General features: G+C 54.2%; 25 protein-coding genes and 2 tRNA genes. 11 read left to right on the forward strand and 16 right to left on the reverse strand.

Annotated elements, in window-relative coordinates; translation table 11 throughout:
- The first annotated feature begins 9 nt into the window (after nt 1-9).
- Entirely contained in the window at nt 10-600 is a 591-nt protein-coding gene (locus A3L08_RS01395; protein WP_088853339.1) for a regulator of amino acid metabolism, contains ACT domain protein, read from the forward strand.
- Here the strand turns inward: A3L08_RS01395 and A3L08_RS01400 are convergent.
- Entirely contained in the window at nt 590-865 is a 276-nt protein-coding gene (locus tag A3L08_RS01400) for an acylphosphatase (RefSeq protein ID WP_088853340.1), read from the reverse strand. The two genes, A3L08_RS01395 and A3L08_RS01400, sit on opposite strands and share 11 nt — an antisense overlap.
- Before the next feature lie 71 nt (nt 866-936).
- Between A3L08_RS01400 and cutA the strand changes: the two genes are divergently transcribed.
- Both cutA and A3L08_RS01410 read left to right on the forward strand, forming a co-directional pair.
- On the forward strand, nt 937-1,251 hold the full coding sequence (cutA, locus tag A3L08_RS01405; RefSeq protein WP_088853341.1) for a divalent-cation tolerance protein CutA: 315 nt from the start codon (nt 937-939) through the stop codon (nt 1,249-1,251).
- Nucleotides 1,248-1,835, forward strand: coding sequence for an endonuclease dU (locus tag A3L08_RS01410; protein WP_088853342.1), 588 nt, complete (start codon nt 1,248-1,250; stop codon nt 1,833-1,835). Before cutA ends, A3L08_RS01410 begins: the two co-directional genes overlap by 4 nt.
- A 93-nt stretch (nt 1,836-1,928) precedes the next feature.
- Here the strand turns inward: A3L08_RS01410 and A3L08_RS01415 are convergent, their stop codons facing one another.
- Nucleotides 1,929-2,765 carry a universal stress protein gene (locus A3L08_RS01415; RefSeq protein WP_088853343.1) on the reverse strand — a complete coding sequence of 279 codons (837 nt, stop codon included), beginning with the start codon at nt 2,763-2,765 and terminating at the stop codon, nt 1,929-1,931.
- Between the two features lie 102 nt (nt 2,766-2,867).
- Between A3L08_RS01415 and gcvT the strand changes: the two genes are divergently transcribed.
- The 3 genes from gcvT (at nt 2,868) to A3L08_RS01430 (ending at nt 5,052) form a co-directional block, all read left to right on the forward strand.
- Nucleotides 2,868-4,064: a glycine cleavage system aminomethyltransferase GcvT gene (gcvT, locus tag A3L08_RS01420; RefSeq protein ID WP_088853344.1), complete on the forward strand. Its 1,197-nt coding sequence runs from the start codon at nt 2,868-2,870 to the stop codon at nt 4,062-4,064.
- Between the two features lie 31 nt (nt 4,065-4,095).
- The gene (locus A3L08_RS01425) at nt 4,096-4,929 is read left to right on the forward strand and encodes a DMT family transporter (protein ID WP_088853345.1); all 834 of its coding nucleotides are present in this window, start codon (nt 4,096-4,098) and stop codon (nt 4,927-4,929) included.
- Between the two features lie 45 nt (nt 4,930-4,974).
- Nucleotides 4,975-5,052: transfer RNA gene (locus tag A3L08_RS01430), tRNA-Gly, on the forward strand.
- 654 nt (nt 5,053-5,706) lie between these two features.
- Here A3L08_RS01430 and A3L08_RS01435 read toward each other — a convergent pair.
- The gene (locus tag A3L08_RS01435; protein WP_088853346.1) at nt 5,707-6,315 is read right to left on the reverse strand and encodes a class I SAM-dependent methyltransferase; all 609 of its coding nucleotides are present in this window, start codon (nt 6,313-6,315) and stop codon (nt 5,707-5,709) included.
- 99 nt (nt 6,316-6,414) lie between these two features.
- On the opposite strand from A3L08_RS01435, the gene A3L08_RS01440 reads away from it, so the two are divergent.
- Nucleotides 6,415-7,050 carry a hypothetical protein gene (locus tag A3L08_RS01440; RefSeq protein WP_088853347.1) on the forward strand — a complete coding sequence of 212 codons (636 nt, stop codon included), beginning with the start codon at nt 6,415-6,417 and terminating at the stop codon, nt 7,048-7,050.
- Here the strand turns inward: A3L08_RS01440 and A3L08_RS01445 are convergent.
- The 8 genes from A3L08_RS01445 to A3L08_RS01480 form a co-directional block, all read right to left on the reverse strand.
- Complete coding sequence (locus tag A3L08_RS01445; protein ID WP_088853348.1) at nt 7,047-7,340, reverse strand: DUF2103 domain-containing protein; 294 nt, start codon at nt 7,338-7,340, stop codon at nt 7,047-7,049. The genes A3L08_RS01440 and A3L08_RS01445 overlap by 4 nt on opposite strands.
- A gap of 31 nt (nt 7,341-7,371) precedes the next feature.
- A complete protein-coding gene (gene arcS / locus A3L08_RS01450; protein ID WP_088853349.1) occupies nt 7,372-9,078 on the reverse strand; it encodes an archaeosine synthase subunit alpha in 1,707 nt (568 codons plus the stop codon).
- A gap of 9 nt (nt 9,079-9,087) precedes the next feature.
- Nucleotides 9,088-9,990 carry a coiled-coil protein gene (locus A3L08_RS01455; protein ID WP_088853350.1) on the reverse strand — a complete coding sequence of 301 codons (903 nt, stop codon included), beginning with the start codon at nt 9,988-9,990 and terminating at the stop codon, nt 9,088-9,090.
- A gap of 149 nt (nt 9,991-10,139) precedes the next feature.
- A complete protein-coding gene (gene arcC / locus A3L08_RS01460) occupies nt 10,140-11,087 on the reverse strand; it encodes a carbamate kinase (protein ID WP_088853351.1) in 948 nt (315 codons plus the stop codon).
- 137 nt (nt 11,088-11,224) lie between these two features.
- Entirely contained in the window at nt 11,225-12,487 is a 1,263-nt protein-coding gene (locus tag A3L08_RS01465; protein ID WP_088853352.1) for a phytoene desaturase family protein, read from the reverse strand.
- A gap of 60 nt (nt 12,488-12,547) precedes the next feature.
- Nucleotides 12,548-14,506 carry a glyceraldehyde-3-phosphate:ferredoxin oxidoreductase gene (gene gor, locus A3L08_RS01470; protein WP_088853353.1) on the reverse strand — a complete coding sequence of 653 codons (1,959 nt, stop codon included), beginning with the start codon at nt 14,504-14,506 and terminating at the stop codon, nt 12,548-12,550.
- Nucleotides 14,507-14,661: 155 nt separating this feature from the next.
- On the reverse strand, nt 14,662-15,789 hold the full coding sequence (fbp, locus tag A3L08_RS01475; RefSeq protein ID WP_088853354.1) for a fructose-1,6-bisphosphate aldolase/phosphatase: 1,128 nt from the start codon (nt 15,787-15,789) through the stop codon (nt 14,662-14,664).
- A 122-nt stretch (nt 15,790-15,911) separates the two neighbouring features.
- A complete protein-coding gene (locus A3L08_RS01480) occupies nt 15,912-16,148 on the reverse strand; it encodes a hypothetical protein (protein ID WP_088853355.1) in 237 nt (78 codons plus the stop codon).
- A gap of 96 nt (nt 16,149-16,244) precedes the next feature.
- Between A3L08_RS01480 and A3L08_RS01485 the strand changes: the two genes are divergently transcribed.
- Nucleotides 16,245-16,384, forward strand: a tRNA-Trp gene (locus tag A3L08_RS01485).
- Nucleotides 16,385-17,209: 825 nt separating this feature from the next.
- On the opposite strand, the gene lrpA is transcribed toward A3L08_RS01485, so the two are convergent.
- Both lrpA and rlmD read right to left on the reverse strand, forming a co-directional pair.
- Entirely contained in the window at nt 17,210-17,635 is a 426-nt protein-coding gene (lrpA, locus tag A3L08_RS01490; protein ID WP_088853356.1) for an HTH-type transcriptional regulator LrpA, read from the reverse strand.
- 78 nt (nt 17,636-17,713) lie between these two features.
- Nucleotides 17,714-18,967: a 23S rRNA (uracil(1939)-C(5))-methyltransferase RlmD gene (gene rlmD / locus A3L08_RS01495; RefSeq protein ID WP_088853357.1), complete on the reverse strand. Its 1,254-nt coding sequence runs from the start codon at nt 18,965-18,967 to the stop codon at nt 17,714-17,716.
- Between the two features lie 109 nt (nt 18,968-19,076).
- Between rlmD and A3L08_RS01500 the strand changes: the two genes are divergently transcribed.
- A complete protein-coding gene (locus A3L08_RS01500) occupies nt 19,077-19,292 on the forward strand; it encodes a hypothetical protein (RefSeq protein ID WP_088853358.1) in 216 nt (71 codons plus the stop codon).
- 63 nt (nt 19,293-19,355) lie between these two features.
- A complete protein-coding gene (locus A3L08_RS01505) occupies nt 19,356-20,189 on the forward strand; it encodes a MinD/ParA family ATP-binding protein (RefSeq protein ID WP_088853359.1) in 834 nt (277 codons plus the stop codon).
- Here the strand turns inward: A3L08_RS01505 and pyrE are convergent.
- Nucleotides 20,145-20,696 carry an orotate phosphoribosyltransferase gene (gene pyrE, locus A3L08_RS01510; RefSeq protein WP_394335138.1) on the reverse strand — a complete coding sequence of 184 codons (552 nt, stop codon included), beginning with the start codon at nt 20,694-20,696 and terminating at the stop codon, nt 20,145-20,147. The genes A3L08_RS01505 and pyrE overlap by 45 nt on opposite strands.
- 112 nt (nt 20,697-20,808) lie before the next feature.
- Here pyrE and A3L08_RS01515 point away from each other — a divergent pair, with 112 nt between their 5' ends.
- Nucleotides 20,809-21,528: a hypothetical protein gene (locus tag A3L08_RS01515; RefSeq protein ID WP_088853361.1), complete on the forward strand. Its 720-nt coding sequence runs from the start codon at nt 20,809-20,811 to the stop codon at nt 21,526-21,528.
- Here the strand turns inward: A3L08_RS01515 and A3L08_RS01520 are convergent.
- Complete coding sequence (locus tag A3L08_RS01520) at nt 21,512-23,191, reverse strand: ATP-dependent DNA ligase (protein ID WP_088854857.1); 1,680 nt, start codon at nt 23,189-23,191, stop codon at nt 21,512-21,514. The two genes, A3L08_RS01515 and A3L08_RS01520, sit on opposite strands and share 17 nt — an antisense overlap.
- 48 nt (nt 23,192-23,239) lie before the next feature.
- Nucleotides 23,240-24,142 (reverse strand): pantoate kinase, encoded by a 903-nt coding sequence (locus A3L08_RS01525; protein WP_088853362.1) that lies wholly within the window; start codon nt 24,140-24,142, stop codon nt 23,240-23,242.
- Nucleotides 24,143-24,208: the final 66 nt, after the last annotated feature.

The raw sequence follows: 24,208 nt of genomic DNA on the forward strand, positions 1-24,208 counted from the left end.
TGAACAAAGATGATGCTCATACTCGAGGCCTATTTCAAGAACTACCCAGCGAGAAGAAAGGTGGCCGAGTTCCTCTTTGAGAACGGCCTCAGCGTCAAGAACGGCAAGGTTTACCTCAGGGACGTCGAGGTTCCGATAAGTGAGCTCGCCAGAATAATAGGTGTCAACAGGAAGATAGTCTACCACACCATTGAATACATAGAGAAGACATACCCCCTCAAGCTCATCTTCGCGAAGCTGAACCCCCTACCGAGCCTCATCGACGTCGCACCTCTTATGGGCTGGGAGGTTCTTGAGATAGAGCTCGACAAGGACCGGTACCTTCAGGGCTTCTCGGATGTCCTGAGGCTGCTCTATGAGAACGGCGTTCCTGTCATGGAGGTATTCAGCAGAAACCTCCGTGAGGAGCCCACTAAGCTCTACATAGTCATCGATGGAACTCTCCCCGTCGATGTGTTCGTGAGGGTTAAGGAGATGGAAGGTTTCAGAAAACTCATCCTCCACACCCCAGAGAAGGACAAAGAAAAGTTTGTCTGCAACTACTGTGAGGTCAAATACTGTCCAAAGAGAGTCCTAGTCGAGAAGATGGCTAGCCCGTGACCCTGAACCCTTCAAGGCCCTCCGGTTCTTCCCATTTCACCTCAACCTTCGTTACCCTTGCCATGGGCGGCCCCTGATGCGCCCAACCGATTAAAGCCTCGACCCTCTCTTCCTCTCCTTCTACAACGGCCTCAACTGTTCCGTCCGGCAGGTTTCTGACCCATCCTGCTAAGCCGAGTTTTCTAGCTTCCCTCTGCATGCTCCAGCGGAAGCCGACCCCCTGAACGCGCCCGTGGATTCTGAGGTGCGCCCTTATCCACGCCATACCACATCCCGGGGTTATTACCCCCACAACCGATTTAAGCTTATCCGTCGATTCTAGAAGTGGGTGAGGACATGGAGGGGATATTCGTCTACACTACTTTCCCCGACTGGGAGAGTGCCAGGAAAATCGTCAGGGAGCTCCTGGAGAGAAAGCTCATAGTTTGCGCCAACCTCCGTGAGCACGAGGCAATGTACTGGTGGGAAGGAAAGATAGAGGAAGGTAAAGAGGTCGGGGCGATCCTCAAGACTGAGGTGAGCAAGTGGAAGGAACTCAGAGAGGCCATAAGGGAGCTCCACCCCTATGAGATTCCGGTGATAGCGAGAATCGACCTCGATAAGCTCAACAGGGAATACTCAGAGTGGATGGCAAGGGTGCTCTTCGGATGATACGCAAGGTCAAGCCCCAGATCCGTGTCGTCGGCTTCGATGATGGGACGTTTTCTTTCTCTTCCAAACTTAACCGTGAGAGGACCGTTCTGATAGGAGTCGTCATGAAAGGTTCCCAGGAAGTAGTCGGCGTTCTCTCGCGCTGGATAACCGTCGATGGAAGAGATGCCACCGATGCGATGATTGATGCTGTTCTAAGCTCCCGCTTTAAAGACCTGCGCGTCATCCTCCTCAAAGGAATAACCTACGCGGGTTTCAACGTCGTGGACGTTGAGAGGCTTTACAGGGAGACGGGCCTTCCTGTGGTGGTCGTGGTCAGAAAAAAGCCCGACCTTGTTGCTATGGAGAATGCTTTAAGAAAGCACTTTCCCGACGCCAAAGAGCGGGTTGAACTCCTCAGGAAGGCCCCTCCACTCCTTGAGCTCATTCCAGGGAAGCTCTACATCCAGGCGGTCGGCCTCGATGAGGAAACCGCCAGGGAGATAGTCCGCGTTACAACGAAAACTGGCCTCATTCCCGAACCCCTCAGGCTGGCCCACATGATAGCCTCCGCCGTGATGACCGGCGAGAGCACGAGGGAGTAGGTTTATAAGTCCGTGGGAAAAGAAGGAAACGACCGATGATGGCAACAGGGTAGCTACCGAATCTTGATGTGGAAGCCGTTCCAGTCTGAGGTCTCATTCGCACGGTACGAGCAGTACCGGCATTTTTGCATCCCTCATAACCCTCTCGGCGGTACTCCCCAGGATCAGGTCCTTGAGGAAGTTCCTTCCCTTCTTGCCGATTACTATCATGCTGGCCTTCTTTGCCAGTGCCATCCCTATTATGGCCTGACTGGCCGGGCCCACCATAACCTCGGTTTCGAACTTCGCCCTGATGCCCTTAGCTGATTTCTCTAGGTTCTTCCTGGCGGCCTCTATGTTGTGCTCCAGCTCGTCCACGTTGCCGTAGTCAACTGAGTGGAGGAGTATGCCGCCCTCGATAAGTTCTTCGAACTCCTTAACCGTCTTGAGTATCTTTATCGAGCACTCTGAGAAGTCCAGCGCTACCAGCGGCCGCTTGAAGACCTCCGAGCAGTCCCCGGAGAACTCAAATTTATCGTCCTTCTGAACGTACTTCAGGAGCAGGACGGGTCTCTTCGTGGCCCTCGCGAGGTTTGAGGCGGTACTGCCTACGAACATCCGCCTCCATATGTTCTCACCCACGCTGGGTATGACAACGAGGTCGATGTTATTCTCCTCGGCCGTTTCCGCTATCTCCATGGAGGGAATTCCTATCTTCACGATGACCTCAACCTCTGCCCCCATCTCCTTGAGCTCCTCTGCCAGTTCCGCCAGCTTCTCACGGTATATCTCCTCGAGCTCGAAGGCCTCAAACTCGGCCACGGTTATGTCGATGACATGGATGAGGTGGAGTTCCTTAACTCCCTGCTCCACGAGTTTTGGGAGGCAGTGCCTGAGCGCGTGGAGCGAGACCTCCGAGAAGTCAGTAGGGTACAAAACCTTCTCAAACATCCTGTTCACCCCAGTACCTATTTGTACTTCAATGTTTATTACAGTTACCCCTGCATTGGAAAGGATTATAACGCTCCGATTGAAGCTTTAACGGTGATGGCCATGGTCAAGAGGGTCCACATTTTCGACTGGCATAAGGAGCACGCGAAGAAGGTTGAGGAGTTCGCCGGCTGGGAGATGCCCATCTGGTACTCCAGCATAAAGGACGAGCACCTCGCCGTTAGGAACGGAGTCGGAATCTTCGACGTCTCCCACATGGGCGAGTTCATCTTCCGCGGTAAAGATGCACTTGAGTTCCTCCAGTACGTCACGACCAACGACATAAGCAAGCCGCCCGCGATAAGTGGAACCTACACGCTGGTTCTCAACGAGCGCGGTGCCGTTAAGGACGAAACGCTGGTTTTCAACATGGGTAACGACACCTACATGATGGTCTGCGACAGCGATGCCTTCGAGAAGCTCTATGCCTGGTTCAACGCGATAAAGCGCGGAATCGAGAAGTTTGGCGAGCTTGATCTTGAAATAGAGAACAAGACCTACGACATGGCGATGTTCTCAATCCAGGGCCCGAAGGCGAGAGACCTCGCCAAAGACCTCTTCGGCATAGACATCAACGAGCTCTGGTGGTTCCAGGCGAAGGAGGTCGAGCTGGACGGCATCAAGATGCTCCTCTCGAGGAGCGGTTACACGGGTGAGAACGGCTGGGAGGTATACTTCGAGGACGCCAACCCCTACCACCCAGACCCATCAAAGAGGGGCGAGCCTGAGAAGGCACTCCACGTCTGGAAGACCATCCTTGAGGCTGGAGAGCAGTATGGCATAAAGCCCGCTGGACTTGGCGCGAGGGATACGCTCCGCCTTGAGGCCGGCTACACCCTCTACGGAAACGAGACGAAGGAGAAGCAGCTCCTCAGCACCGATATCGATGAAGTAACTCCCCTCCAGGCCAACCTTGACTTCGCCCTCTTCTGGGACAAGGAGTTCATAGGGAAGGACGCTCTGCTGAAGCAGAGGGAGCGCGGACTGCCAAGCAAGATGGTGCACTTCAAGATGGTCGACAAGGGTATCCCGAGGGAAGGCTACAAGGTTTACGCGAACGGCGAGCCCATCGGCGAGGTCACCAGCGGAACTCTCTCACCGCTTCTCGGTATAGGCATTGGCATAGCCTTCGTGAAGCCTGAATATGCAAAACCAGGCGTGGAAATCGAGGTCGAGATAAGGGGTAACCCCAAGAAGGCAGTAACCGTTGCTCCACCCTTCTACGACCCCAAGAAGTACGGCGCCTTCAGGGAGGAGTGAATTTTTTAAATCTCCGCTCCTTTCTTTTTCCATGTCCAAAAAGCACGCTGTCGGTGCGGTACTGCTCTGGTCAACGGTCGCTAGTGCCTTCAAGCTCTCGCTCAGATATTTGACGCCGCTCCAGTTACTCTTCTACGCTTCCCTAACTTCACTCATCGTCTTCGGCGCCCTCTACTCCCGTGAGTTCTCACTGAGGAGGGGGAACCTCCGCTCCGCCTACCTCGGCCTGATAAACCCTCTCCTTTACTACATCGTCCTCTTCTCGGCCTACGACAGGCTTCCGGCCCAGGAGGCGCAGGCTTTGAACTACACCTGGCCGCTGATGCTAGTCCTCCTCTCGATTCCACTCCTAGGAAAGAGGCCTGGGGCAAGGACTGTGCTGGGGCTCTCCATCGGCTTCCTTGGCGCGCTGGTCGTGGCCACGAGAGGGGACATAACGGACCTAAACTTCTCCGACCCGGTGGGCTTTGCACTCGGCCTCGGCAGCGCGGTGATATGGGCCTCCTACTGGCTTCTGAACCTCAGGGATGAGAGGCCACTCGTAGAGAAGATGTTCTGGAACTTCCTCTTCGGCTTTGCCTACGTTTTCACTGCCCTGGCGCTCTCGGGTGGGCTCGCCCTCCCGCCACTCAAGGGTCTCGTCGGAGCGGTTTACGTTGGTCTATTCGAGATGGGTGTTACATTCCTCCTCTGGTATAAGGCGGTCGAGGGTGACATGGCCTTCGCTTCGAACCTGGCCTACCTCGTGCCATTCCTGAGCCTTTTCTTTATCTCCCTCGTCGTCGGCGAGAGCATAGCGCCCGCGACTGTCTTGGGACTGGCGATGATAGTCGGGGGCATTCTGCTCGGCAGGAGAAAAAAGTAAAGCTTTTAAAGTCAGGGGTGCTTATTTACCAGCGGGCTGGACGGAGCGGTGGTAGTCTAGCCTGGTCTAGGACACCGGCCTCCCAAGCCGGTAACCCGGGTTCAAATCCCGGCCACCGCACCACAATTCTAACAAACTTCGCCTTCGCGAAGTTTGATCAAGGCTCGCATGTCATTCTTGGAGATTCTCAATTTTAAGGTTGGTTTGTTCTTTCACCTGCTGGTTCTGCAGTGTTTTACTGTGGATACAACGCCCTTCGGGCGTTGAGAAGAGACCAAAACCTGTTTTAGCTTTCTTTTTTCCACATGCAAACCTTCTTTGGGTTTGCAATCTCAGAGAGACATGCAAACTTGTTCTGGCATTTTGAGGAAGTTTACCCTTTGATCAAACTTTGCATGGCAAAGTTTGCTTGCTGGCGCAAAGCGTTGACGGAAAGATTGCGTGCTCGTTTAAAACGCCAAATTCTGGAGGGTGTTTATTCATCATCTGCTATCTCACAGTATTTGCCTTCCTCAAGGCGTCCTACGGACGCCAGAACAAAACGCAAACTGCTTGAATGACTTCTTTTGAAATTAACCCACGATTTACTGGGAATTTGAGATGTGCACGCTGATGATACTGGCCAACTTAAGTGAAAAGGAACTCTTTTGGTCAAGCTTTTTCCAAAAGCTTGCTTGCGACGTTGGAGCTTTGCTCCAACGCACGGGACGACAGCCCGTTGAGTTTGATTAAGATTCGTGATTAGTTCCGTTCAAGCGTCTAGCATACGGAGGAGTGCTAAATTTTCTCGGGTTTCCTGGCGATCATCAGCCGGACCACGCCGCTGTAGTGGCTCTCCTCGTGCTCGACATCGAAGTATTTCTCCACGAGCCTGTGCGTTTCCCTCAGGGTGTTGTCCCCTATCAGCCACCCGAGGAAAAGGTCAAGAGGCTTGAGGAGGAGCCAGTTGACGAGCCTGCAGTCGCTCTTCGTGTGTTCGAGGAACACGGCCCTCCCACCGGGCTTCAGAACCCTGTATAACTCTTTCATCGCTCTCTCCGGGTTCGGGATCGTGCAGAAGACGAAGGCTGAAACTACTGTGTCAAAGCTCTCGTCCGGAAATTCCAGCCTCTCGGCGTCCATGACATAGAAGCGTGCGTTCAGACCTAATTCCTCGGCTCTCTTCTTGGCCACCTCCAGCATCTCGGGGACGGCGTCAATAGCGTGTAGCTCGATCTCCCGGGAGTAATAGGGCAACATGAAACCAGTTCCAACACCGACTTCGAGAACCTCCCCTGAGACAAACCGGGCGGCCTTCCTCCTCAACGTGTCGAAGAACCTCTCCAGAGGGCCGTCTATCCGCTCGTACCTCTCGCCGAGCCTCGCGTACTTCTCCCTGAAACTCATGAGAGAGCGTTCTCAACCCGGGTTAAAACCCTTGCTGGACAGAACCTGGAAGTCGGCAGGCTTTTAAGGTGCCCCTCGAAAGCTGGCGTGGTGGTGCTCATGCCGTACCTGCTGATAGAACACCTTGAGGAGCTGCGCGACTGGGTTCTCCTGGAGTACAGGCACGCGAGCGAGTGGTGGGGAGAGAGGCTGATATTTACCAACGTGGAGGCACACGAGAGGGAAGAGCTCGCGAAGCTGGGGAGCGTTTTGACCCAGAGCGTAACCGAGTTCCCCTTCGATAGGTCAAAGCTCATAATCCTCGACCCCTTCGCGGAGGAGGAACTGAAACCGGAGGACATTGAGGAGGATAGCATAATCGTCGTCGGGGGAATCCTCGGCGACTTTGAGTTCACCGGGAAGACCAAGAAGTTCATAACCGAGAGGATCGAAGGCGCCAAAGCTAGACATATCGGGAGCGTGCAGTTCTCCATAGACGGCTCAGCGATAGTGGCAAAGTTCATCGCGGAGGGGAAGCGGCTGGAGGAAATTGAGTACGAGCTGAACCCAACGATAAAGCTCGACGAGTTCAGCGAGATAACGCTTCACTACGCCGTACCGAAGCTGAACGGGAAGCTTCTGCTCACGCCGGGACTGATAGAGCTCCAGAAGAGGGAGCTCGGTTATATGGAAGCAGATGAAGAGATAAGCGATGATGAATTAATTGAGTTCTTTGAGGGGAAGAGGGAGCTCTAGTTATCTCCTCCAAACAGCTTCTCAATTTCCCCCCAAACCCTCACCCTGTCAGCTTTATCGACGACCAGAAAGACCTCCTGAACGCTCCCATCGCTCTTGGCGACGAGCTTTAGGCCGGTCTGGGTTTCTCTCGTCACCTTTATCTCAAAGCCCCTGGAATCACTCGCGTATATTCTACCCGGGATTACCTTCTTGACCCCCGGAATTCGGGCTATCTCTTCGAGTGGCTTCTCAAGCCCCTTGAGAAAGTGGTGCTCCCTCTTGACGCCTTTGTGGAAGTGCTTGGGCATATGGGGAGAATGGAAGAGAGGTTTTTAGGCGTTACGCCCTCTTCCTCACCTTGACGGCGACGCCCTTCTTGGCGTTAACCATCTCTTCCCCAGCGAGGACGGCCTTCCCAACTCCGATTACCTTCCCATCACGGACTATGCCGACGATGTCGTCTGGGCGAATCCTCTCGTCCGCCTCGTCAACGCCGACCGCGAAGACGTCTCCCCTGAGGTCAAAGTCAACCTTGACCCAGTATGATTTGAGGGCATCGTAGATGCGTTGCATGCCGAAGGGCGTGACGCTTATGACGCCATCCTTGAAGGTCCCGGTTTGCTGGTTATCGACGAAGAGGCGGAGCATCTTCGAGCCCTTGACCTGGCCGTTTTCTGGAAGAACGGCCTCTCCGGCACCAGCTCCAAAGTAGAAGTCAAAGACCTTCCTTATGTTCTCAAAGTAGCGGTAGGTTCTGTCTTCCTTTGTTCCCTCAAGCTGGAATTCCTTCAGAGTCTCGGTTAGGGAGTCCAGGCTCTCCCTGCTCGTTGTGCCGTTCTTCACTTCCGTGAAGATTATCTCCCTTCCCGTCATCTCTGAGGCGAGCCTGGCTATCTCAACGTAGGCCTCATCGAGGTGCGCTATGATGGGCACATCCTTGGGGTACTTTTCAAGGGTCTTGGCGAGCAGTTCAGCGGCCGGCTTTATCTCCTCCTCACCCCAGTGGCCGGTGACGACTATGTCGTATTTAGCTAACCACTCCCATTCCCTTGGAACGACACCGAAGGGAGAAGTTAGTATAAGCTCGTGGACTTTGCTTATTCCAGAGCCGAGGGCCTCTTTCATGGCTTTCCTGTAGAGGGTGTGGGAGCGGGAGAATGAGTAGGGCTTTTTAGCCGAGCAGGGGAAGAGGAGCACCAGTTCGGTGTTCTTCGGAGGCAGGAAGCGCTCCTCAACGCGGGAGTGCCAGCGCTTCACTTCAGGTCTCCTTATTGAGGCGTCGCTTATGAAGTAGACAGTCTCCTTCTGAATCGGCGTGTACTTTTCGAGGTAATCGGGGTGCTCCAAATCCGCTATGCGGAGGATTCCCGCGTGGTACTGGGTGTGGAAGAAGTTCTCAACAAGGTAGCGGAGCTTTCCCTCTTCGAGGGCCTTTCTAACCTCCAGGATGGTCTCCTTGGCGAAGTCGAGGGAGTTCGGTTCATCGCTCCAGATGAACGGGCTGAACTGGGTGAAGCCCTTCCCCTCGAAGTCGTAGAGCTTGAGCGAGCGGGTGTCAAAGGCGTCAACTCCAAGGTAGACCGCCAGCGGATAGAAGAAAGGCTCCAAATCGGCTATTATCATGACGTTGGGAAACCTCTCTCGGAGCTCGCGCAGGATTTTAACGAAGTAGCGGTACTCCTTGACCAGAATCTTCGAATTGCCGAGGTACACGGCCTCGAAGCCGTATCTCTCTATTATCTTGAAGAACTCCCCCAGGTACTCGGTTCTCCTCAAAGCCGGAAGGTAGAATGCGTTGAAGCCCTCGTAGTTTACGCTCCAGAGCCTACCGATAGCCTTCTCTATGACCTCACCCGGAGTGTAGAAGCCCAGGGGAATTGAGGGAGCCAGGTTGAAGTCGTAGTCCCCCGGTTCATCCGGATGGAAGAAGGAGTTGAACGGGGAGAGGGTGAAATCTACCCCGGCCAAGGCAGGGGTTCTGAAGGAGTGCTCCCCCAACCTAACCAGGCCCAGTCTTCCTGGCCCTTCGTGTCTAAGGACTTCCATAGCAAGACCTCAGACGAGGTTGTACCTCTGGAGGAGCAGCAGCTCGTCGAGAGTGAGCTTCTCTCCCCTCTTGAACTTCTCAAGGGCCTCAACGGCCTTCTCGAAGCTGGCATCCTTCTTGGCGTGCATCCTGGCAACGAGGCGGTAGGCGATAAGCTCCTTGTGCTTCTCATCGTACTCGCGTATCTTCTTCTCGATTGCGCGAAGCTCCTTCCTGACTTCCCTTATCTTGTCGCGAAGCTCGACGACCTTGGCGTGGTACTCGTCGGCCTCCTTCTTGATCTCGTCCGCCTTGTTGAAGGCCTGGATCATCTGCTCGTGGAACTGCTGGCTCTGGTTGGCGAGCTTCTGTATTTCGAGGCTGATGTTCCTCCTCGCCTTCTTGAGCTGGTCAACCTTCTTCCTGGCCTCGACGAGCTTCTTGTGGAAGCGGTCCGCCTGCTGGAGTATCTCAAGCTCTGTTGCGAGGACCTGTATCTGGTCCACGATCTGCTTCTCCCTGTCAGGGGTGATGTTCGGGTTGGTCTGCAGCTCCCACTCGAGCTTCTCTATCTTCTCCTGGATCTTCGCCGGCGGCATCTTGAGCCTTCTCAGCTGGTTGTACTCGTCCCTCTTCGTCCTGTACTCCAGTATCTCCTGGTAGAGGAGGTCGAGCTTGGCGTTTATCTCCTCGCGGTTCTTCTTAAGCTCCTGTATCTGCTTGTTGATTTCATCGCGCTTGGCCTTATACTCGCGCCCCTTCTGGCGGAGTTGCTGGACCTCTTTGTTCTTCTCATCCCTCTTCTGCATCCAGCTTTGAAGCTCCTTCTCAAGCTCGTCGAGTTTGGCCCTTATCTCGTTCCTCTCCTTTTCAAGGGCCTCTATCTCCCTCTTGATCCTCTTAATTTCCGCTGGGTCAACTTTCGTCTGCATCGCTCTTACCCCTCTCCCTTTTTAGAACAGCTGTCCTGCTCAAACATTCTGGACTGAAAAATGAAGGAGTAAATAAAAACTTTTTGGCTGAGAATAGCGCAACCGTCAGAATGAGGAGCAATGGGACAAAAGGGGAAAGGGCTCGGACTTCAGTGCCCCACGACCTGCGTTCCGGTTCTGCCCTCAAGGGCCTCGACGGCCCTGTCAAGGGAAGCTATCACTGCCCTCTCGCCGCCCCATTCGACGAACCTTATGGCCGCGAGAACCTTCGGCCCCATGCTACCCTTCTTAAAGTGGCCCTCCTCATAATAGCGCCTCAGCTCGTCCACCGTGACCCTTTCAAGCCATTTCTCATTCGGCTTTCCAAAGTTCACCGCCGCACCGTTGACGTCTGTGAGGATCATGAAGATGTCGGCTTTTACCTCCTCGGCAAGCCTCTCGCCAGCCAAGTCCTTGTCTATTACTGCCTCAACGCCCTTCAGCTGACCGTTCTCCTCAATAACTGGGACACCGCCGCCACCGCTGGCTATGACGATGAAGCCCTTCTCCACGAGGTCGACTATTACAGGAGCCTCGACGTGGCCCTTTGGATCAGGACTGGGAACGACTCTTCTCCAGCCCCTGCCGGCGTCCTCTATGACAGTCCATCCCTTCTCCCTCGCGAGCTTCTTTGCCGTCTCCTCATCGTAGAACGGCCCAACCGGCTTGCTCGGGTTCTGGAAGGCGGGGTCGTCCTTGTCAACGAGGGTCTGGGTGACTATCGTCGCCACAGGCCTCTCAACTCCTCTCCTCCTCAGCTCGTTCACTATCGCCTGCTGAATCATGTATCCTATCTGACCCTGGGTCATTGCACCTGCAACGTCCATGGGCTGGGCTGGGATGCCGTGAACGGCTTGACCGGCGTCCATGTGAAGGAGAAGAGCGCCAACCTGCGGCCCGTTTCCGTGAGTGATGACGACCTCGTAATCACCGTCAAGGATTATATCGACTATCTGTTTGGCGGTCTTCGTGACGTTCTCCATCTGTTCTTCATAAGTTCCCTTTTGACCTCTCTGGAGAATCGCGTTCCCGCCCAGAGCTATTACAACCCTCTTCATACCCTCACCTCCGGGATGAAGGAATAGGCGCATGGGCATAAAAATGTTCGTTAGATGCCAGCCATGTCCATTGGAAAAAGGTTCGGTGGGTGGGGGAATAAGTTGGCAAAGGTAAAGGGAAAAGAGGTTAGGGGATTTCAGAGATACCATTCCGAGAAACTTCCGAGACCGAGCCTCTCAAGGGTTCTCATCACTCCGAGGGCTATGCCATCAACCTCTATGCCGCCGGGGAGCTTGTAGGCGTCGCCGACGATGTAAACATCCTGAATCGGGAAGTCTTCCACAGTTTGCCCACTGGCGACCCTGTTGACCGGGTTCCCGTCGAGGTAGGTCTGGATTAGAAGGATTTCGCCTTCCTCGTCGAGGTTCGGGAAGATTCTGTAGATGTCCTCGATTCCCTTCCTCTGCTCGGCCTTGACATTCTTCGACTGGAGAGCGTGGTGGAGCATTATTAGAGTGTAGCCCTCCGGGACAAGCTCCGGGGAAATACTGGACGGCTCGTTGTAGCCGTTTATCCTCTCCGTGTCGAGGGTGAAGACGACTGTGTTGCCTACCCTTGGTTCACCCTTCAGGGCGACGTTGTACTTTATGCCCTCGCTCGGCCTAAGCGAGTCGACGCGCTTTAGATACTCGCGGTCGAAGTTGTCTCTGCCCATGAGTTCAACGGTCTCCTTTATTCCAACGTTGGAAATCAGAATATCGTAGGTGAATTCCTCGTTGTCGGCCGTGAAAACCTTCTTTTCCTCCGGGTCAATCTCGACGGCCTTCTTCCTTGTGAGGATTCTTCCACCGTTTTTCTCGGTGAGCCTCGCCAGCTCGTCCGTTACAGCGTTACATCCGCCCTTAACGAGACCAGGCCCACCCCACTTCAGGGCCGCTTTTATCTCCCTCGCAAGTTCTCCAGCGGGAACGTCAAGGACGCTGTCGGCCCAGCCGAGGAAGCTTTTGATGAAGAGGTCAACGAACTCGTTGTCACCAATTTTCTCCCGTATCCACTCCCGCCCGCTCATCTCGGCCTCTTCGCCGGTTGGAAGTTTGTTTCTCTTGACGTCCGCGAGGAGCTTCATAGCCCTGGCCCTCTCGCGCCAGCTTAGATACTTCCAGCCGTCGCGGTAGTGGAAGGTCTTACCTTTGTAGAATATCCTGCCCTTTGGGTCAGAGTTCACTATCGTGACGTTCGCGCCGAGTAGCTTGAGGAGATGAGCAAGCGGTCCGTCCTCACCATGGGGGAGCATGTGGAAAGCACCGGTGGAGAGACCAAAGCCCCTGTATTCCAGATTAGTGAAGCGGCCGCCGATGTAGGGGGCTTTTTCGAGGACAGTAACTTCGTAGCCGTTCTTGGCGAGGAAGGAGGAAGTCAAAAGTCCACCTATCCCAGAGCCTATCACCACTGCCCTCATTATACCACCTAAAAAGCCGAAGAAGAGAGAATATAAAAGGGTATCGAGGGGCAGAATTGTTCAGAGCCTCCACTCAACACCCAGGGCCTCGCTGTAGGCGTCAAGGATCCTCTTCAGATACTCCTTGGCGGTGCCGACTTTGTCTATCTTGAACTTCTCGGCCCAGCGCTCGTTCCCGAACTCCTCGCTTCCCCTGGCGACGAGGTCTATGACCCTCATTGAGTCCCAGAAGACCGGGGTGTAGCCTGCCTTCCTCGCGAACTCGATAAGGCGCTTAATCTGCTTCCTCGCGTGCTCCTCCATGTCGACGTTCTCACCGTAGGCGTCCATGAAGAGTGCCTTGAGGACGGGCTTCATCCAGCCCCTGTGGAAGCGGCACCAGCCGACGTTGTCGTACCAGAACTCCCAGAGGGCGCTCGCTATTATCTTCTGGGCAAGCTCCTCGGGCTCAAGGAAGACGCCGAACTGGTAGAACGTCCAGTATCTTCCCTGCACCGGAAGCGGGATGTAGTTTCCGATGGCCCAGTACATCGTTGGTGTCATCTCGCCATCCTCGCCGAGCGGTGTGAAGACGGCGTAGTCCTTGAAGCTTTCTCCGTACTTGAGCCTGTCCTTAAAGCGCTCGTCGAGAATTACACTGGCTTTCCTCTTGCCGAGGCCGATTATCTTGGCTATCTCGTTCTCGGCAAAGGCAACGCGGTGGGCCAGCTCAGCAACGAGCTTCGCGTTCTTCTCGCTCGCCTCAACGGGTCTCTCAAGTAAGGCATCCTTCGTGAAGTCAGGTTTGTCGCTTAGGCCGACTTCCTCGGGCTTAAGCAGTCCACGGTGAACCAGCTCAAGAACCCACGCAGCGGTTCCACCGAACTCTATGGCATCGAAGCCCATAGCATCAACGGCTGGAACGCTTATGTCACTCGCGCGGAGGGTTATAACGCCGCTGAGCGGGCCGTTGGCTTCCCTCGGCTCATACTCGATGTGGTGGCCGTTGGCGTACTTCTTACAGACGACGGGGCAGGGTTCACCACAGTTCGTCCAGTTCTTTGGCTCGATCGCTTCCTTGTTGAATGGCTCCCAATAGTGCTTCATTATGGCCTCGTGGATCTTTATGCGCTCCTCCTTCTCGATGTAGGGCATCTGCCAGTTGAGGATCGGAACGAAGTCGCCCTCTGCCGGGTAGTTTCCTCCAAAGGTTCCACCGGTTTTCAGCTTGGGGTTGTACTTGTACTTGACAGTCTTCTCCGCTATGACGTCGTTGTAGGGCTTCTTATGCACGCCTTCTACTATCTCCTTCGCCGTTCTGAACGATGAGATATCCTCGCCCGGGAAGGCCCTCTTCCTCGGCTTTCCGCCGAAGATTATCCCGACGACGTTGTGTGCTCTGAGAAGAACGCTTCCAGAGCCACCTCTAGCGGCCCAGTCCTCGCTCCCCTCAACGCGCTTGCCCTTCCTGAGGGTCTGGGAGAATATGGCGCCATAATTGCTGTTGAGTGCGGCAGGTCCGACGACCGCTATCCTGTACTCGAAGTCGAAGCGCTCACCGAAGGTGTCTATTAGGTACTGGGTGAGTGCGTAGACACCTTCCTCGCCCTTGTAACCCCTCCATATCTCAATGAGCCTCTCAAGTTCTATCTCGTGGAGCTCGACCTTAACGTTCTCGCCGTCGTTGTAGAGGATAACGACAACGGGCTTCTCTGCTTTACCTTCAAAGGTAACAAAGTCCACTCCAACGTTCTTGAACGCGTAAGCGGCTCCACCCATTGCTGATGGGAAGAGCGTTCCGTAGAGCGGCGAGCGGAAGAAGAACATGAGCCTGTGAGCTCCCGGCAGGATTGAACCTGAGAAGGGCCCCATGCCCATCACAACGACATTCTTGGGGTCGTATGGATCTACGCTGTGGGTCTCAAGTTTTTCGTGGAGCTCAAGGCCGTAGTCTATGACCCCGTAAACTCCATCCTTCTCGAAATTCTCACTCTCTATCTTTTTCTCGTCCAGCTTCAGGTGAAGTACCGTGAACCTCATGATCTCACCCCTTTGTATCACTCCAGGTGTTATATCTTTTTTGAAGAATATTTAAGGCTTCCGCCCGGGCTCCAAAAATACGGTAGGGGAATATAAAAACGTTGGTGATTAGAAGGGTACAGAGCCGGAATGAACAGAAAAGGGGAATTAAAGGGTCACTCCACGTCCTCAAAGCGCTCTTCAAGCCTCTTGAGGACGCCCGGAAGGGTCGTGTACTCCATGTCCTCAAGCGGTAGCCTGTGCGGCTCGAAGGGCCCGTGCCTGCGCATGTACTCCGTAATCTCAAGGGCCTTCTGCCTAGCATAGTCGAAGGCCGGGTCGTCGAATAGGTCAACCGGGCCGACGAGCTCTCCCCTCGGGCTTATCTGCCAGCCGAGCGCGACAACCCTCGGGGGACCGTCGAAGCGGGTCGGGTTGGCCTGGTGCATCGGGACGGGCATTACCGGGCCGTTGTGGGAACCACGCATCCAGCCGCTGACGAGGTGCGGGAAGGCAAAGGGCTCAAGGACTTCACCGAGGGCAGGAAGGCCGCTCTGGGCCCTGACTATCGCAACCGGATCGTCCTTGCCGACGTATTCTCCAGCGACCTCGTAGAGCTTCTCAGTGCTGACCACTGCAACAGGCTCGTCCTTGCTTATCGAGTGGCCCTCCTTCGGGTAAACGCGCTTGATAACGTAGCGGCTCTTTGCACCGATGAGGGCTAGAAGGTCGTATACCTCCTCTGGCGTGTTGAGGATGACGCGCTTGTGCTTGAGGATGTCCCAGACCTCAAAGCGGAAGCCCATGTGCATGTGCGGGTCTATGACCAGTCCGGCGGTGTTGAAGGGGTCGGCGAACATCCTGAATATCGGAAGGTTAAAAGCTCCAGGCTCGGTCTTGTCCATGTGGAAGGTAACCACCGGCTCGCTCTTCCTAAGGGTTATCTCCATCTCGGCAACTCCCGGCCCCATACCGCGGACGTTACCGCTGAAAGCGTCTTTGAGGAGGTCCTGGCCTGCCCCGTAGAGTCCGAGCTCTTTTGCCACTTCAGTGGCAGCTTTAAAGGCATCCCAAGCGAGACCATGAATCTCGGGGCTGTCAACGCCCTTTTTGTGAGTCATTATGAGCTGAAGGTCATCGCCGGCATAGGCAACGTAGAAGTCTATGAGGGTTCCATCTTCAACTGCCTTTGAGAGGACTTCCTCGGCGGTCTCAACGAGCTGCGGGTGCACCCTAGAGTGCCCCGGCCAGCCGCCGATGTCCGCTTTGATAACGCTGAGGGTAATCTTATCTCCAACTGCCATGGCAACCACCGTAACCATAGTCACTTTTATGCTTATAAAACGTTAATATCACCATCGATGATACACAAAAAGACGTCAAAACTCGGGGGTTCTAACTGAAATCGAGAGAAGAGAGGAAAAGATCACTCGCAGATGTCGGCCCAGCCGAACTCCTCCTTGGCGACCTTGATGAGGTTTTTAAGCTCGTCCTTCTTGATGTTGACGCTTGAGCTCGCACCGACGAGGGCTATGATGCCGTGAACCTCCTCTTGAACCTGAATGACATCGTCATGAACCTTGACAACCCTGAGCTCCCTCTTGGCAGTCTCGTCCTCACTAATCCTGAACTTGTCCTTTCCGATAACTATAGGCTCCTCCACAGCAACCACCTCAAGATATTTTTGTAAGTCAAAGTTAATAAAACTTCCGCCAATCATAAAGCTTATAAACCTGACATGGCTAAGCTAAAGCCGGATGGGGGCGTGGTGTAGCCTGGTCCATCATCGCGGGCTCCAGAGGTATGAGGACTTGCGGGTTTGCTGATTGGGGATGAGCCTTTGGAGCTCTGACCCGGAGAAACCCGCGGACCGGGGTTCAAATCCCCGCGCCCCCACCACAACAGCCCTTTCTGACGAAAGCGCTGGCGGAAGATGAGGTGCTTCTTCTAAAGATTCAAATTCTGAAAGGGTTTTTACTCGCTTGCTCCCTTGGTGAGTGTTTCACTGCCTAAAGCGCCCTTCGGGCGCTGATAATAAAGTTGAAACTGTTTAAAGAGTGAGATTTAATGTTAAACCCCTCAAAACTTGCTCTTGGACAGAGCACGACTGGTCTTTTGCTCTTTTCTTCAGAAGGGCACTCTTTGATCAAACTTTGCTCTGCAAAGTTTGCTTGCCAAGCAAAAGTTTCATCAAAGTTGGTAGCTCCTTCTTGAAATGCAAGTTCTTGAAGAGTTTCAACTTGGGATCAATTGTTTTGAGTGAGAACTCATTTGAGATTTCTCGTGAGGAGGTTTAACTCTAAAAAGACGCCCTTCGGGCGTCAAAGGAAAAGCAAACCCTTTCTAGAGGTTACTTTCAATTTGTTCTCGTCTAAAGGGAGTACATCACTCAGGAAACTAGCTTTTACTGACCTCCTCCCCGCCCTAAAGGGCGAGGCTTTCAGAAGAAAAAAGTAACGCCTTCCGGGATGAGCTACAAACTTTTGGCGAAGCTTTTCCAAAAGCTTCAGCGCCGCTTTCACTGTCGTTCAAGCGTCCTTACGGATGGCGGAAAGATTGCGTGCTTTTCTGAGAAGGCTGATTTCCATAGGGGATTATTCATATCTTAAGGGTCTACTTTCTTCACGGCGTCCTTCGGACGCCAGAATAAACTGCTGATAAGCCCTTCCCAAGAAGCCGCGCGGATAGGATACCCCGCAGAAGAGCAAAGAAAAAAGATAGGCCTCACTTAAGCTTCTCAAGAATTATCGCGGGGCAGACCTTGGTGACGCCCTCTATCTTGCCGATTTTGTTGGAGATTATGTCCGACAGGTCTTCCCCGTCCCTGGCCCAGATCTCTGCCATTATCATGTGGTCGCCGCTGGTGAGGTAGACCTCTCTCACGAACTCAAACTCCTTTAGCTTGTTGGCAACCTCGAATATCTTCTCGGGCAGAGTGTCAACGCCCGTCAGGCTGACGAGATTGTAGCCGAGCTTTGATGGATCAACGACGACTGTGTACTGCTTTATGACTCCTGACTCCTCCAGGGCCTTCACGCGCTTCCTAACCGCGGTCTCGCTTATGCCAAGAACCTTCGCAATCTCCGTAAAAGGAGTGCGTGCGTCCTTGGTGAGCATCTCAATTATTATCCTGTCTCTTTCGTCAAGCATTTTCCCCACCTCTAACTCATCCACTTACTATCTACGCGGACTAAGTATATTAAGTTTTTGAACCTGCCGGTTCTAAAGTTAAACTTTGAGTTTCAGTTTGACAACCGCCTCCACGTGCGGCGTGTGGGGAAACATGTCGATTCCGGTGGCGTCCTCAACGGAGTACCTCTCGTAAAGAACCTTCAGGTTCTCGACGAGGGTCTTCGGGTTGCAGGAGACGTAAACGATGCTCTGTGGTCCATCTTTTAAGATTTTCCGGATCAGTTTGGGATGGAGCCCTGCTCTTGGCGGGTCAAGGACCACGGTGTCGTAGCTGGAGAGGTCCTCAACGTCCCTGTCCTCCCCGACCCTGAAGACCGCTTCCACGCCGTTGAGTTCGACGTTCCTACGCGCCATCTCGACCGCGAACGGGTTGACCTCTATTCCTTCCACATCGAAACCGCGTCTGGCCAGATATATCCCGAAGGTGCCAACGCCGGAGTAGAGATCAAGAACCCTCTCGCCATCCACAAGCCTGGAAACCTCCCTTACAAGGGTCACCGCCTGGTAGCTGTTTGTCTGGAAGAAGCTGTTGGGGTGGATGAGGTACGTAACGTCGTCGAGCCTTTCCCGTATGAACTCCGATTTCCAAAAGCGCTCTATCTCGCCGTAGGAGACGTCGCTCTGGGTTCTGTTGACGCTCCAGTATATTGAATCGGCGTAGTCAAAGTACCCAGGGAACTCCTCAGGAAGTGCCCCCTCCGAAGTAACGAGGTTAACCATGAGCTCCCCTGTGAACTTGCCCTCGCGGATGACGATGTACCTCAAAAAGCCCTCGTTCTTCCCTATCTCGTAGAGGCTCGGGTTGTGATCCCCTATAAACTCCCTCAGCGAGCGCAGGACTTTCCTGCTGGTCTTTCCAAAAACCGGGCACTCCTCGATGTCAACGGCATCCCACCAGGTGCCCCTCCTCCTGAAGCCAATGCCCTTAGTCGAAATGACAACATCTATCCTGTTTCTATGCCCATAAATCACGGGGGAGGGCACTACCTCGACGTCCATACTAAGGAGGGCCGAGAGTTTCTCCGCTTTGAACTCAACCTGTTTCTCGTAGGGCAAGTGTTGGAGGAGGCAGCCGCCGCAGGTGCCAAAGTATGGGCACCTGGGCTCGGTTCGCTCCGGCGAGGGCTCCACCACATCAAAATCTACAGCTACTAGCCTCCTCTTCTTCCGTCTCCACTTCTTAACCTCAACGACGTCTCCTGGGACCGTAAACGGAACGTGAATTTCCTTTTTTCTGACTTTTACGATGCCCATACCATCGAAGTCCAGTCTCTCGACGATTCCCCGCATGCTCCCTCCTCGGGGGATGGTGTTTATAAACTTGCCTTTGAACGGGTGCCAAAGATGTTCACGGAAGGTTTATTTAGTTCGCCGACGTAAGTAGTAACGGTGCCGCGTGATGTTCGGCAGGCGTAAGGATATTGTGTACAAGACACTCGCCACCAAAAAGAGGGCCGTCGCCCTCCAGAAGCTGAGCGCCGAACTCGAAACACCCGCATCTGCGGTTTTCAAAACCGTTAAGGAGCTTGAATCCGACGGTCTGGTCGAGGTCTTCTACGGCCAGGATAAGGCCGCTATAATGGTCCGCGCCAAGACGATAGGCGATTACATCTGAGCCCTTTCAATAATTTTTCAATAATTTTCTTGAATCTAGAACGATAACGGGGAGGCCTAGTCAGTGGTATCAGTCGTGATTACAGGAAGAGGCGGTGCCGGAAAGACCACCATGACGGCAAACCTAGGAACGTACTTCTCCAAGGTGGGCTACCGCTCCCTCGTCATAGACGGCGACCTCTACCTCCCGAAGCTGGCCTTTCACTTCGGCATATACACCCCTCAGTACAACATACACACTCTCCTGAAGAACCCAGACATGAGGGTTGTTGAGGCGGTCTACCACGACCCAAGGACAGGCGTCGACATCCTGCCTGGCAGCTCCAAGCTCTACGACATCATAGACCTGGACCAGAAAAGGATGAGGGACATAGTCCGTGAGATTCAGACCCGCTACAACGTGACCATAATCGATTCGCCCGTCGGCATACCGTTCGACACAATCTCAACCTTCCGCCTGGCCCAGTACCAGTTAATCCTCGTTGAGATAGAGCGCTGTCCGATACACTCCCTTGAGCACATGGTAGAGAACGAGGTCATCAAGCTGAAGTCCATAGGCGACACCTATGGCCTCAAAGTCGGCGTGGTGCTAAACAAGGTGAGGGAATCGGCCGAGAGCGTGAACGACATAGTTGACTTCCTGGAATACAGCGTCGAGGTTCCCGTCGTCGGGGTGGTACCCTTTGATAACAGAGTCCCTGAAGCGACCAACTACGGCCGGCCGGTTCTTGACTACGCACCGAGGAGCGGGGCCTCAAAGGCCATATCCGAGGCTGGAGGGGTGCTGGACGAATGGATGTTTGGAAAGAAGAAGAAAAGGAACCCTCTAACGAGGCTGTATGAATCCCTTCTTTCACTCTTCCGCAGAACGAAGGCCCCTTCTCTCAAAAAGCTCTGAGACCCTAACGAGGGGAAGGAAGGGGTAGCGCTCTCCTATCTTCTCCTCCGCTCCCTCCTCCCTGTCCACGACGACGCTTATGGCGGCAATCTTCCCACCGAGCTTCTCGATGACCTCAGCCGCCCTCAGAACGCTTCCGCCCGTTGTCGTCACGTCCTCCACGAGGAGAATTTTCTCGCCGGGGTTGATCTCCCCCTCAATCTGGCTCCCAGTCCCATGCCCTTTGGGCTTCTTGCGGACTATCACGAGGGGGTTCCCCGTTTCGAGAGCCAGAGCGGTGGCGATGGGAACTGCCCCAAGTTCCGGACCGGCTACGCGGTCGAATTCCACGCCGGCCTTTTCGGCCTCCTCCGCCATGAGCCTGGCTATCAGCCTGAGTGCTCTTGGATTCGTGCTCAGCTTCTTGACGTTTATGTAGTAATCGCTCTCTCTTCCGGAGGTCAGAACGAAGCGCCCGAAGAGTATCGCCCCCTCGGAGAAGAAGGCATCTATGAGTTCATCCTTCAGGTTCATTTTGGACACCTCAATGTTAACTTCCCTTAGTTTCGCACGGTGATTAGACAGGGGCTTTAAAAAACTTGGCGGTAACGTTAATAAGGAGTAAAAGGAAGCACGTCTCATGCTCACCCCCGAAAGAGCAATCGAGTACTACTTCGCCATCATCTCGGTGTTGGGCAGTCTTGTGGTTCTGCTGAGCATCAAGTACACACTGAGGAGATGGCGCTCCTTCCCCGAAACCGGATGGGTTCCCCAAGCTATCGCTATGGGAGTCCTCGGACTGGCTCTGGCGTCGATCATCGAGCTGCCGGCGATGCTCCTCAAGGCCTGGGTCACGCTCGCGTTTCTGGCGGGCATGACTGAGGAAAGCGTTAAGCTCCTCCCCCTGAGGTTCTTCGGGAGCTTTGACGGGTGGGCCAGGTGGAAGCTGGTAATTGGAACAGGCCTCTTCTTCGGGCTGATAGAAGGGATATTCTACACTACCTGGATATTCGCCCTCGGCCAAGAGTGGCACCTGATCATAGTCCGGCTGGTTCTCATCGGCCTCCACACGATCTGGGCAGCCATATCCGTTGGTTTCCTGCTCGGGGGAAACGGATTAAAGCGCTTCACCGGGCTGGCGTTCTCGATGGTTGCTCACGCCCTTTACGACCTCCCCTCGCTGGCGGTCCTTCAGAGTTATTCCGGGAACACCGTGGCTTACCTGGCGGGCCTGTCTACTGGGTTCCTCCTGATCACACCATTGATGGCTAGAAAAACTGCAGAGCTGACAGGAGCTCTTGTTCCAGCTGAAGAAAAAGAGGAAGACCCGGAAGTAGAAACCTTCACCTTTTCGCCTTGAACTTCTCCTGGAACTCGTAGAGCCGGGCTACGCGCTCTATCGTGTCGGCCTCCTCCGGGCTTTTGTCTTCCCTCAAAGCAACGTAGCGCGGGAACCTCAGGGCGAAGCCGCTCTTGTACTTAGGGCTTTTCTGTATTTCCTGGTAGGTTACTTCTATGACCACTTTTGGCTCGATTTCGACGAACTTGCCTTCTTCCCTGACTATGAGCGGCTTCAGCATCTTGGTGAACTCGACTAAGTCTTCATCCGTGAAGCCGCTACCGACCTTTCCGACCGGGACGAACTCCCCGCTGTGCGGATCGAAGGCCGCAACAAGGAACGATCCTAAGAGGTGTGCGCGCCTTCCCTCTCCCCACTCCGCTCCTATTATGACGAGGTCAAGGTCCTCCATCGTTGGCTTGACCTTAAGCCACTTCTTTCCGCGGTTGCCGGGTTCGTAGACGGAATCGAGGCGCTTGGCCATTACTCCTTCGTGCCCAAGCTCCAAAGCCTTTTCGTAAAACTCCTGAGCCTCATCGACGTTGTTGGTCACCAGCTGGACGGCGAGCTTTATCTTCTCGCTCTCTGCAATGGTCTCCTCCAGCCTCTTCCTCCTCTCGGAGAAAGGCAGGTTGATGAGGGTCTCGCCGTCAACGTAGAGGACATCGAAGAGGTTCAGCTCAAGGGGGATTCTCTCTATCATCTCATCGATGTTGTACTTCCTCCTAAAGCGCCTGAGGACGAACTGGAAGGGCCTTGGCCTTCCGCCCTCACCCACAGCAACAAGCTCACCCTCCACGATGACCTTCTCAGCTTTCAGGCTCTCCAAAACCGCAGAGACGACGTCGGGAATGGATTTCGTGACGTTCTCCAGCCTGCGGGAGTATATGACGACCCTGTCACCGTCCTTGTGAACCTGAACGCGGGCACCGTCGTACTTTATCTCGAATGCGGCTTTTCCTCCCATCTCAACCAGTGCTTCCTTTACGCTGGCCGCGTTCTGGGCGAGCATCGGCCTTATGGGCTTTCCTATCTGCACAGTTACCTTTGCTAAACCATCATTTCCTTCGAGCTTCGCAACCTTTGCCACGTAACCAAAGTCGCTCGTGAGCATGTACGCCCTCTCAACCATCTCAGGTTTGACTTTGAAGGCCTCTGCTATTGCGTCCCTAAGGATACCCTCAGCAACGCCGGTTCTCATAGTCCCGAGTACAGTTCTCGCTATGTACTTCCCCTCTTCGGGCTGGGCGTCCATGAAGAGGTTCGCCAGATACTTCATCTTTCTGTCCTGGCTCCCCTCACCCTGGGCTTCGGCAACCTTGACGAAGGTGTCGTAAACGCGCTTTATCGTTAGAGGTTGACTGAAGAAACTCCTCTGTTTCTTTTTCTTGATTGCGAGTGCAACGCTCTCACCCAAATCGCCGGTGTCCTTGACGGAGTCCTCTATCTCCTTTTCAGGAACGCCCGTTGCAATGGAGACGGCCTTTATCAAAAGTTTTTCACCGACGCCGAGTTCCCTCTCGTCCCAGTCCGGGAAGACTTTGCCCAAGATTAGGTAGGGGACTATCTCGAGTAATTCGTCGGGGGTTTTCTTCAGAAAGTCGGCAACGAATTTCGTTTTTAGTGTCTTTAGCGTTGTTTTTTCCAGCCTTCTGTAAAGGTCCGCCAGTTCGGAGTACCGCATATCCTCCACGCTCACCACCGGAGGGAATACGGCGAGGAGGATAAAAGGTTAGCCCAACCACCTCCCCACCTTCGGCCGTTCCACGTAGATTTCCGCTATGTCGTAGGGGACTTCAAGTTCTGCCAGAAGGGTTTTGGCATTCTCGAGCTCTTCTTCCCTGGCGAGGGCGAAGAGACCCTTCCCAAGCATTATCATCGAGCTGGGAAGTTTCAGGACTTTGTCAAGCTCCTTTGCAAGTTCCAGGAGCTCACCGGTTAACAGGCCGGTTGTCTCGGCGAAGTCCCTTGCGGTTATCATGAGCTTTTCTGGAGTTGGCTCCTTCAGAAGGGCTTCCAGGGCTTTCCGTCCCTCGGCTTCTATTGCCGTTACAACGTCCCCGTCGAGGACTTCCCTTGTTGAGAGCCTTCCGAGGGGGACTACGAGGACTTTGTAATCCTCGAAGAAGAGGTTGTCAACGACGCCGTAGCCCGGGCCGCCGGCCTTAACTCGAACTTCTATCCCGCCGGCGAGCTGGGCTATAACGTCGCCGAGACCGCCCCTGTGGATTACCTCCGCCTCATGTGCAATCTGAGCGGCCCTGAGCCAAGTTCCACCAAAGCGGTAGCTCAAAGCCAAGGCCGTCCCCAGTGCACCTCCGGCGCTGTTTCCAAAGCCGTATCCGTTGGGGAAGTCGAAGTACTGCCACACCTCGACCTCGCCGATGAATTCTTCTGGAACGAGCTTCTCAGCCACCGAATAGCTGATTGACGCCTCTTCCCGCTTCACGGGCTCGCCATTGAAGGCAATATGGATATGCTTCTCAAGTGTCTCCTTCTCGATGCTGACGAAAACATTGGTTCCCTTGCTGAGGTTGATACCTGCTCCGAGGGAGCCGGCTTTGAGGGGGTCCTCGTTGAAGACCGGGACGAAGAAAGCCGTTATATGTGCTGGGATGAAAGCCCTGACGAGCATTGATTCACCTCCGGAAGAAGTGCCCCGAGATGCTTTTAAAGCCTTTTAATCTCAGACCGGACTGGG

Source organism: Thermococcus pacificus, from assembly GCF_002214485.1.
Lineage (GTDB): Archaea > Methanobacteriota_B > Thermococci > Thermococcales > Thermococcaceae > Thermococcus > Thermococcus pacificus.

Excerpts from the sequence above, each read along its gene's own strand:
- A3L08_RS01455 (WP_088853350.1), bottom strand. The coding sequence starts at position 9,990 with ATGCAGACGAAAGTTGACCCAGCGGAAATTAAGAGGATCAAGAGGGAG.
- cutA (WP_088853341.1), top strand. The coding sequence starts at position 937 with ATGGAGGGGATATTCGTCTACACTACTTTCCCCGACTGGGAGAGTGCC.
- A3L08_RS01435 (WP_088853346.1), bottom strand. The coding sequence starts at position 6,315 with ATGAGTTTCAGGGAGAAGTACGCGAGGCTCGGCGAGAGGTACGAGCGG.
- A3L08_RS01400 (WP_088853340.1), bottom strand. The coding sequence starts at position 865 with ATGGCGTGGATAAGGGCGCACCTCAGAATCCACGGGCGCGTTCAGGGG.
- fbp (WP_088853354.1), bottom strand. The coding sequence starts at position 15,789 with ATGGCAGTTGGAGATAAGATTACCCTCAGCGTTATCAAAGCGGACATC.
- A3L08_RS01410 (WP_088853342.1), top strand. The coding sequence starts at position 1,248 with ATGATACGCAAGGTCAAGCCCCAGATCCGTGTCGTCGGCTTCGATGAT.
- A3L08_RS01440 (WP_088853347.1), top strand. The coding sequence starts at position 6,415 with ATGCCGTACCTGCTGATAGAACACCTTGAGGAGCTGCGCGACTGGGTT.
- A3L08_RS01525 (WP_088853362.1), bottom strand. The coding sequence starts at position 24,142 with ATGCTCGTCAGGGCTTTCATCCCAGCACATATAACGGCTTTCTTCGTC.
- arcC (WP_088853351.1), bottom strand. The coding sequence starts at position 11,087 with ATGAAGAGGGTTGTAATAGCTCTGGGCGGGAACGCGATTCTCCAGAGA.
- A3L08_RS01425 (WP_088853345.1), top strand. The coding sequence starts at position 4,096 with ATGTCCAAAAAGCACGCTGTCGGTGCGGTACTGCTCTGGTCAACGGTC.
- gcvT (WP_088853344.1), top strand. The coding sequence starts at position 2,868 with ATGGTCAAGAGGGTCCACATTTTCGACTGGCATAAGGAGCACGCGAAG.
- A3L08_RS01445 (WP_088853348.1), bottom strand. The coding sequence starts at position 7,340 with ATGCCCAAGCACTTCCACAAAGGCGTCAAGAGGGAGCACCACTTTCTC.
- lrpA (WP_088853356.1), bottom strand. The coding sequence starts at position 17,635 with ATGCTTGACGAAAGAGACAGGATAATAATTGAGATGCTCACCAAGGAC.
- A3L08_RS01415 (WP_088853343.1), bottom strand. The coding sequence starts at position 2,765 with ATGTTTGAGAAGGTTTTGTACCCTACTGACTTCTCGGAGGTCTCGCTC.
- rlmD (WP_088853357.1), bottom strand. The coding sequence starts at position 18,967 with ATGCGGGGAATCGTCGAGAGACTGGACTTCGATGGTATGGGCATCGTA.
- gor (WP_088853353.1), bottom strand. The coding sequence starts at position 14,506 with ATGAGGTTCACGGTACTTCACCTGAAGCTGGACGAGAAAAAGATAGAG.
- A3L08_RS01465 (WP_088853352.1), bottom strand. The coding sequence starts at position 12,487 with ATGAGGGCAGTGGTGATAGGCTCTGGGATAGGTGGACTTTTGACTTCC.
- A3L08_RS01500 (WP_088853358.1), top strand. The coding sequence starts at position 19,077 with ATGTTCGGCAGGCGTAAGGATATTGTGTACAAGACACTCGCCACCAAA.
- A3L08_RS01520 (WP_088854857.1), bottom strand. The coding sequence starts at position 23,191 with ATGCGGTACTCCGAACTGGCGGACCTTTACAGAAGGCTGGAAAAAACA.
- A3L08_RS01515 (WP_088853361.1), top strand. The coding sequence starts at position 20,809 with ATGCTCACCCCCGAAAGAGCAATCGAGTACTACTTCGCCATCATCTCG.
- arcS (WP_088853349.1), bottom strand. The coding sequence starts at position 9,078 with ATGGAAGTCCTTAGACACGAAGGGCCAGGAAGACTGGGCCTGGTTAGG.
- A3L08_RS01395 (WP_088853339.1), top strand. The coding sequence starts at position 10 with ATGATGCTCATACTCGAGGCCTATTTCAAGAACTACCCAGCGAGAAGA.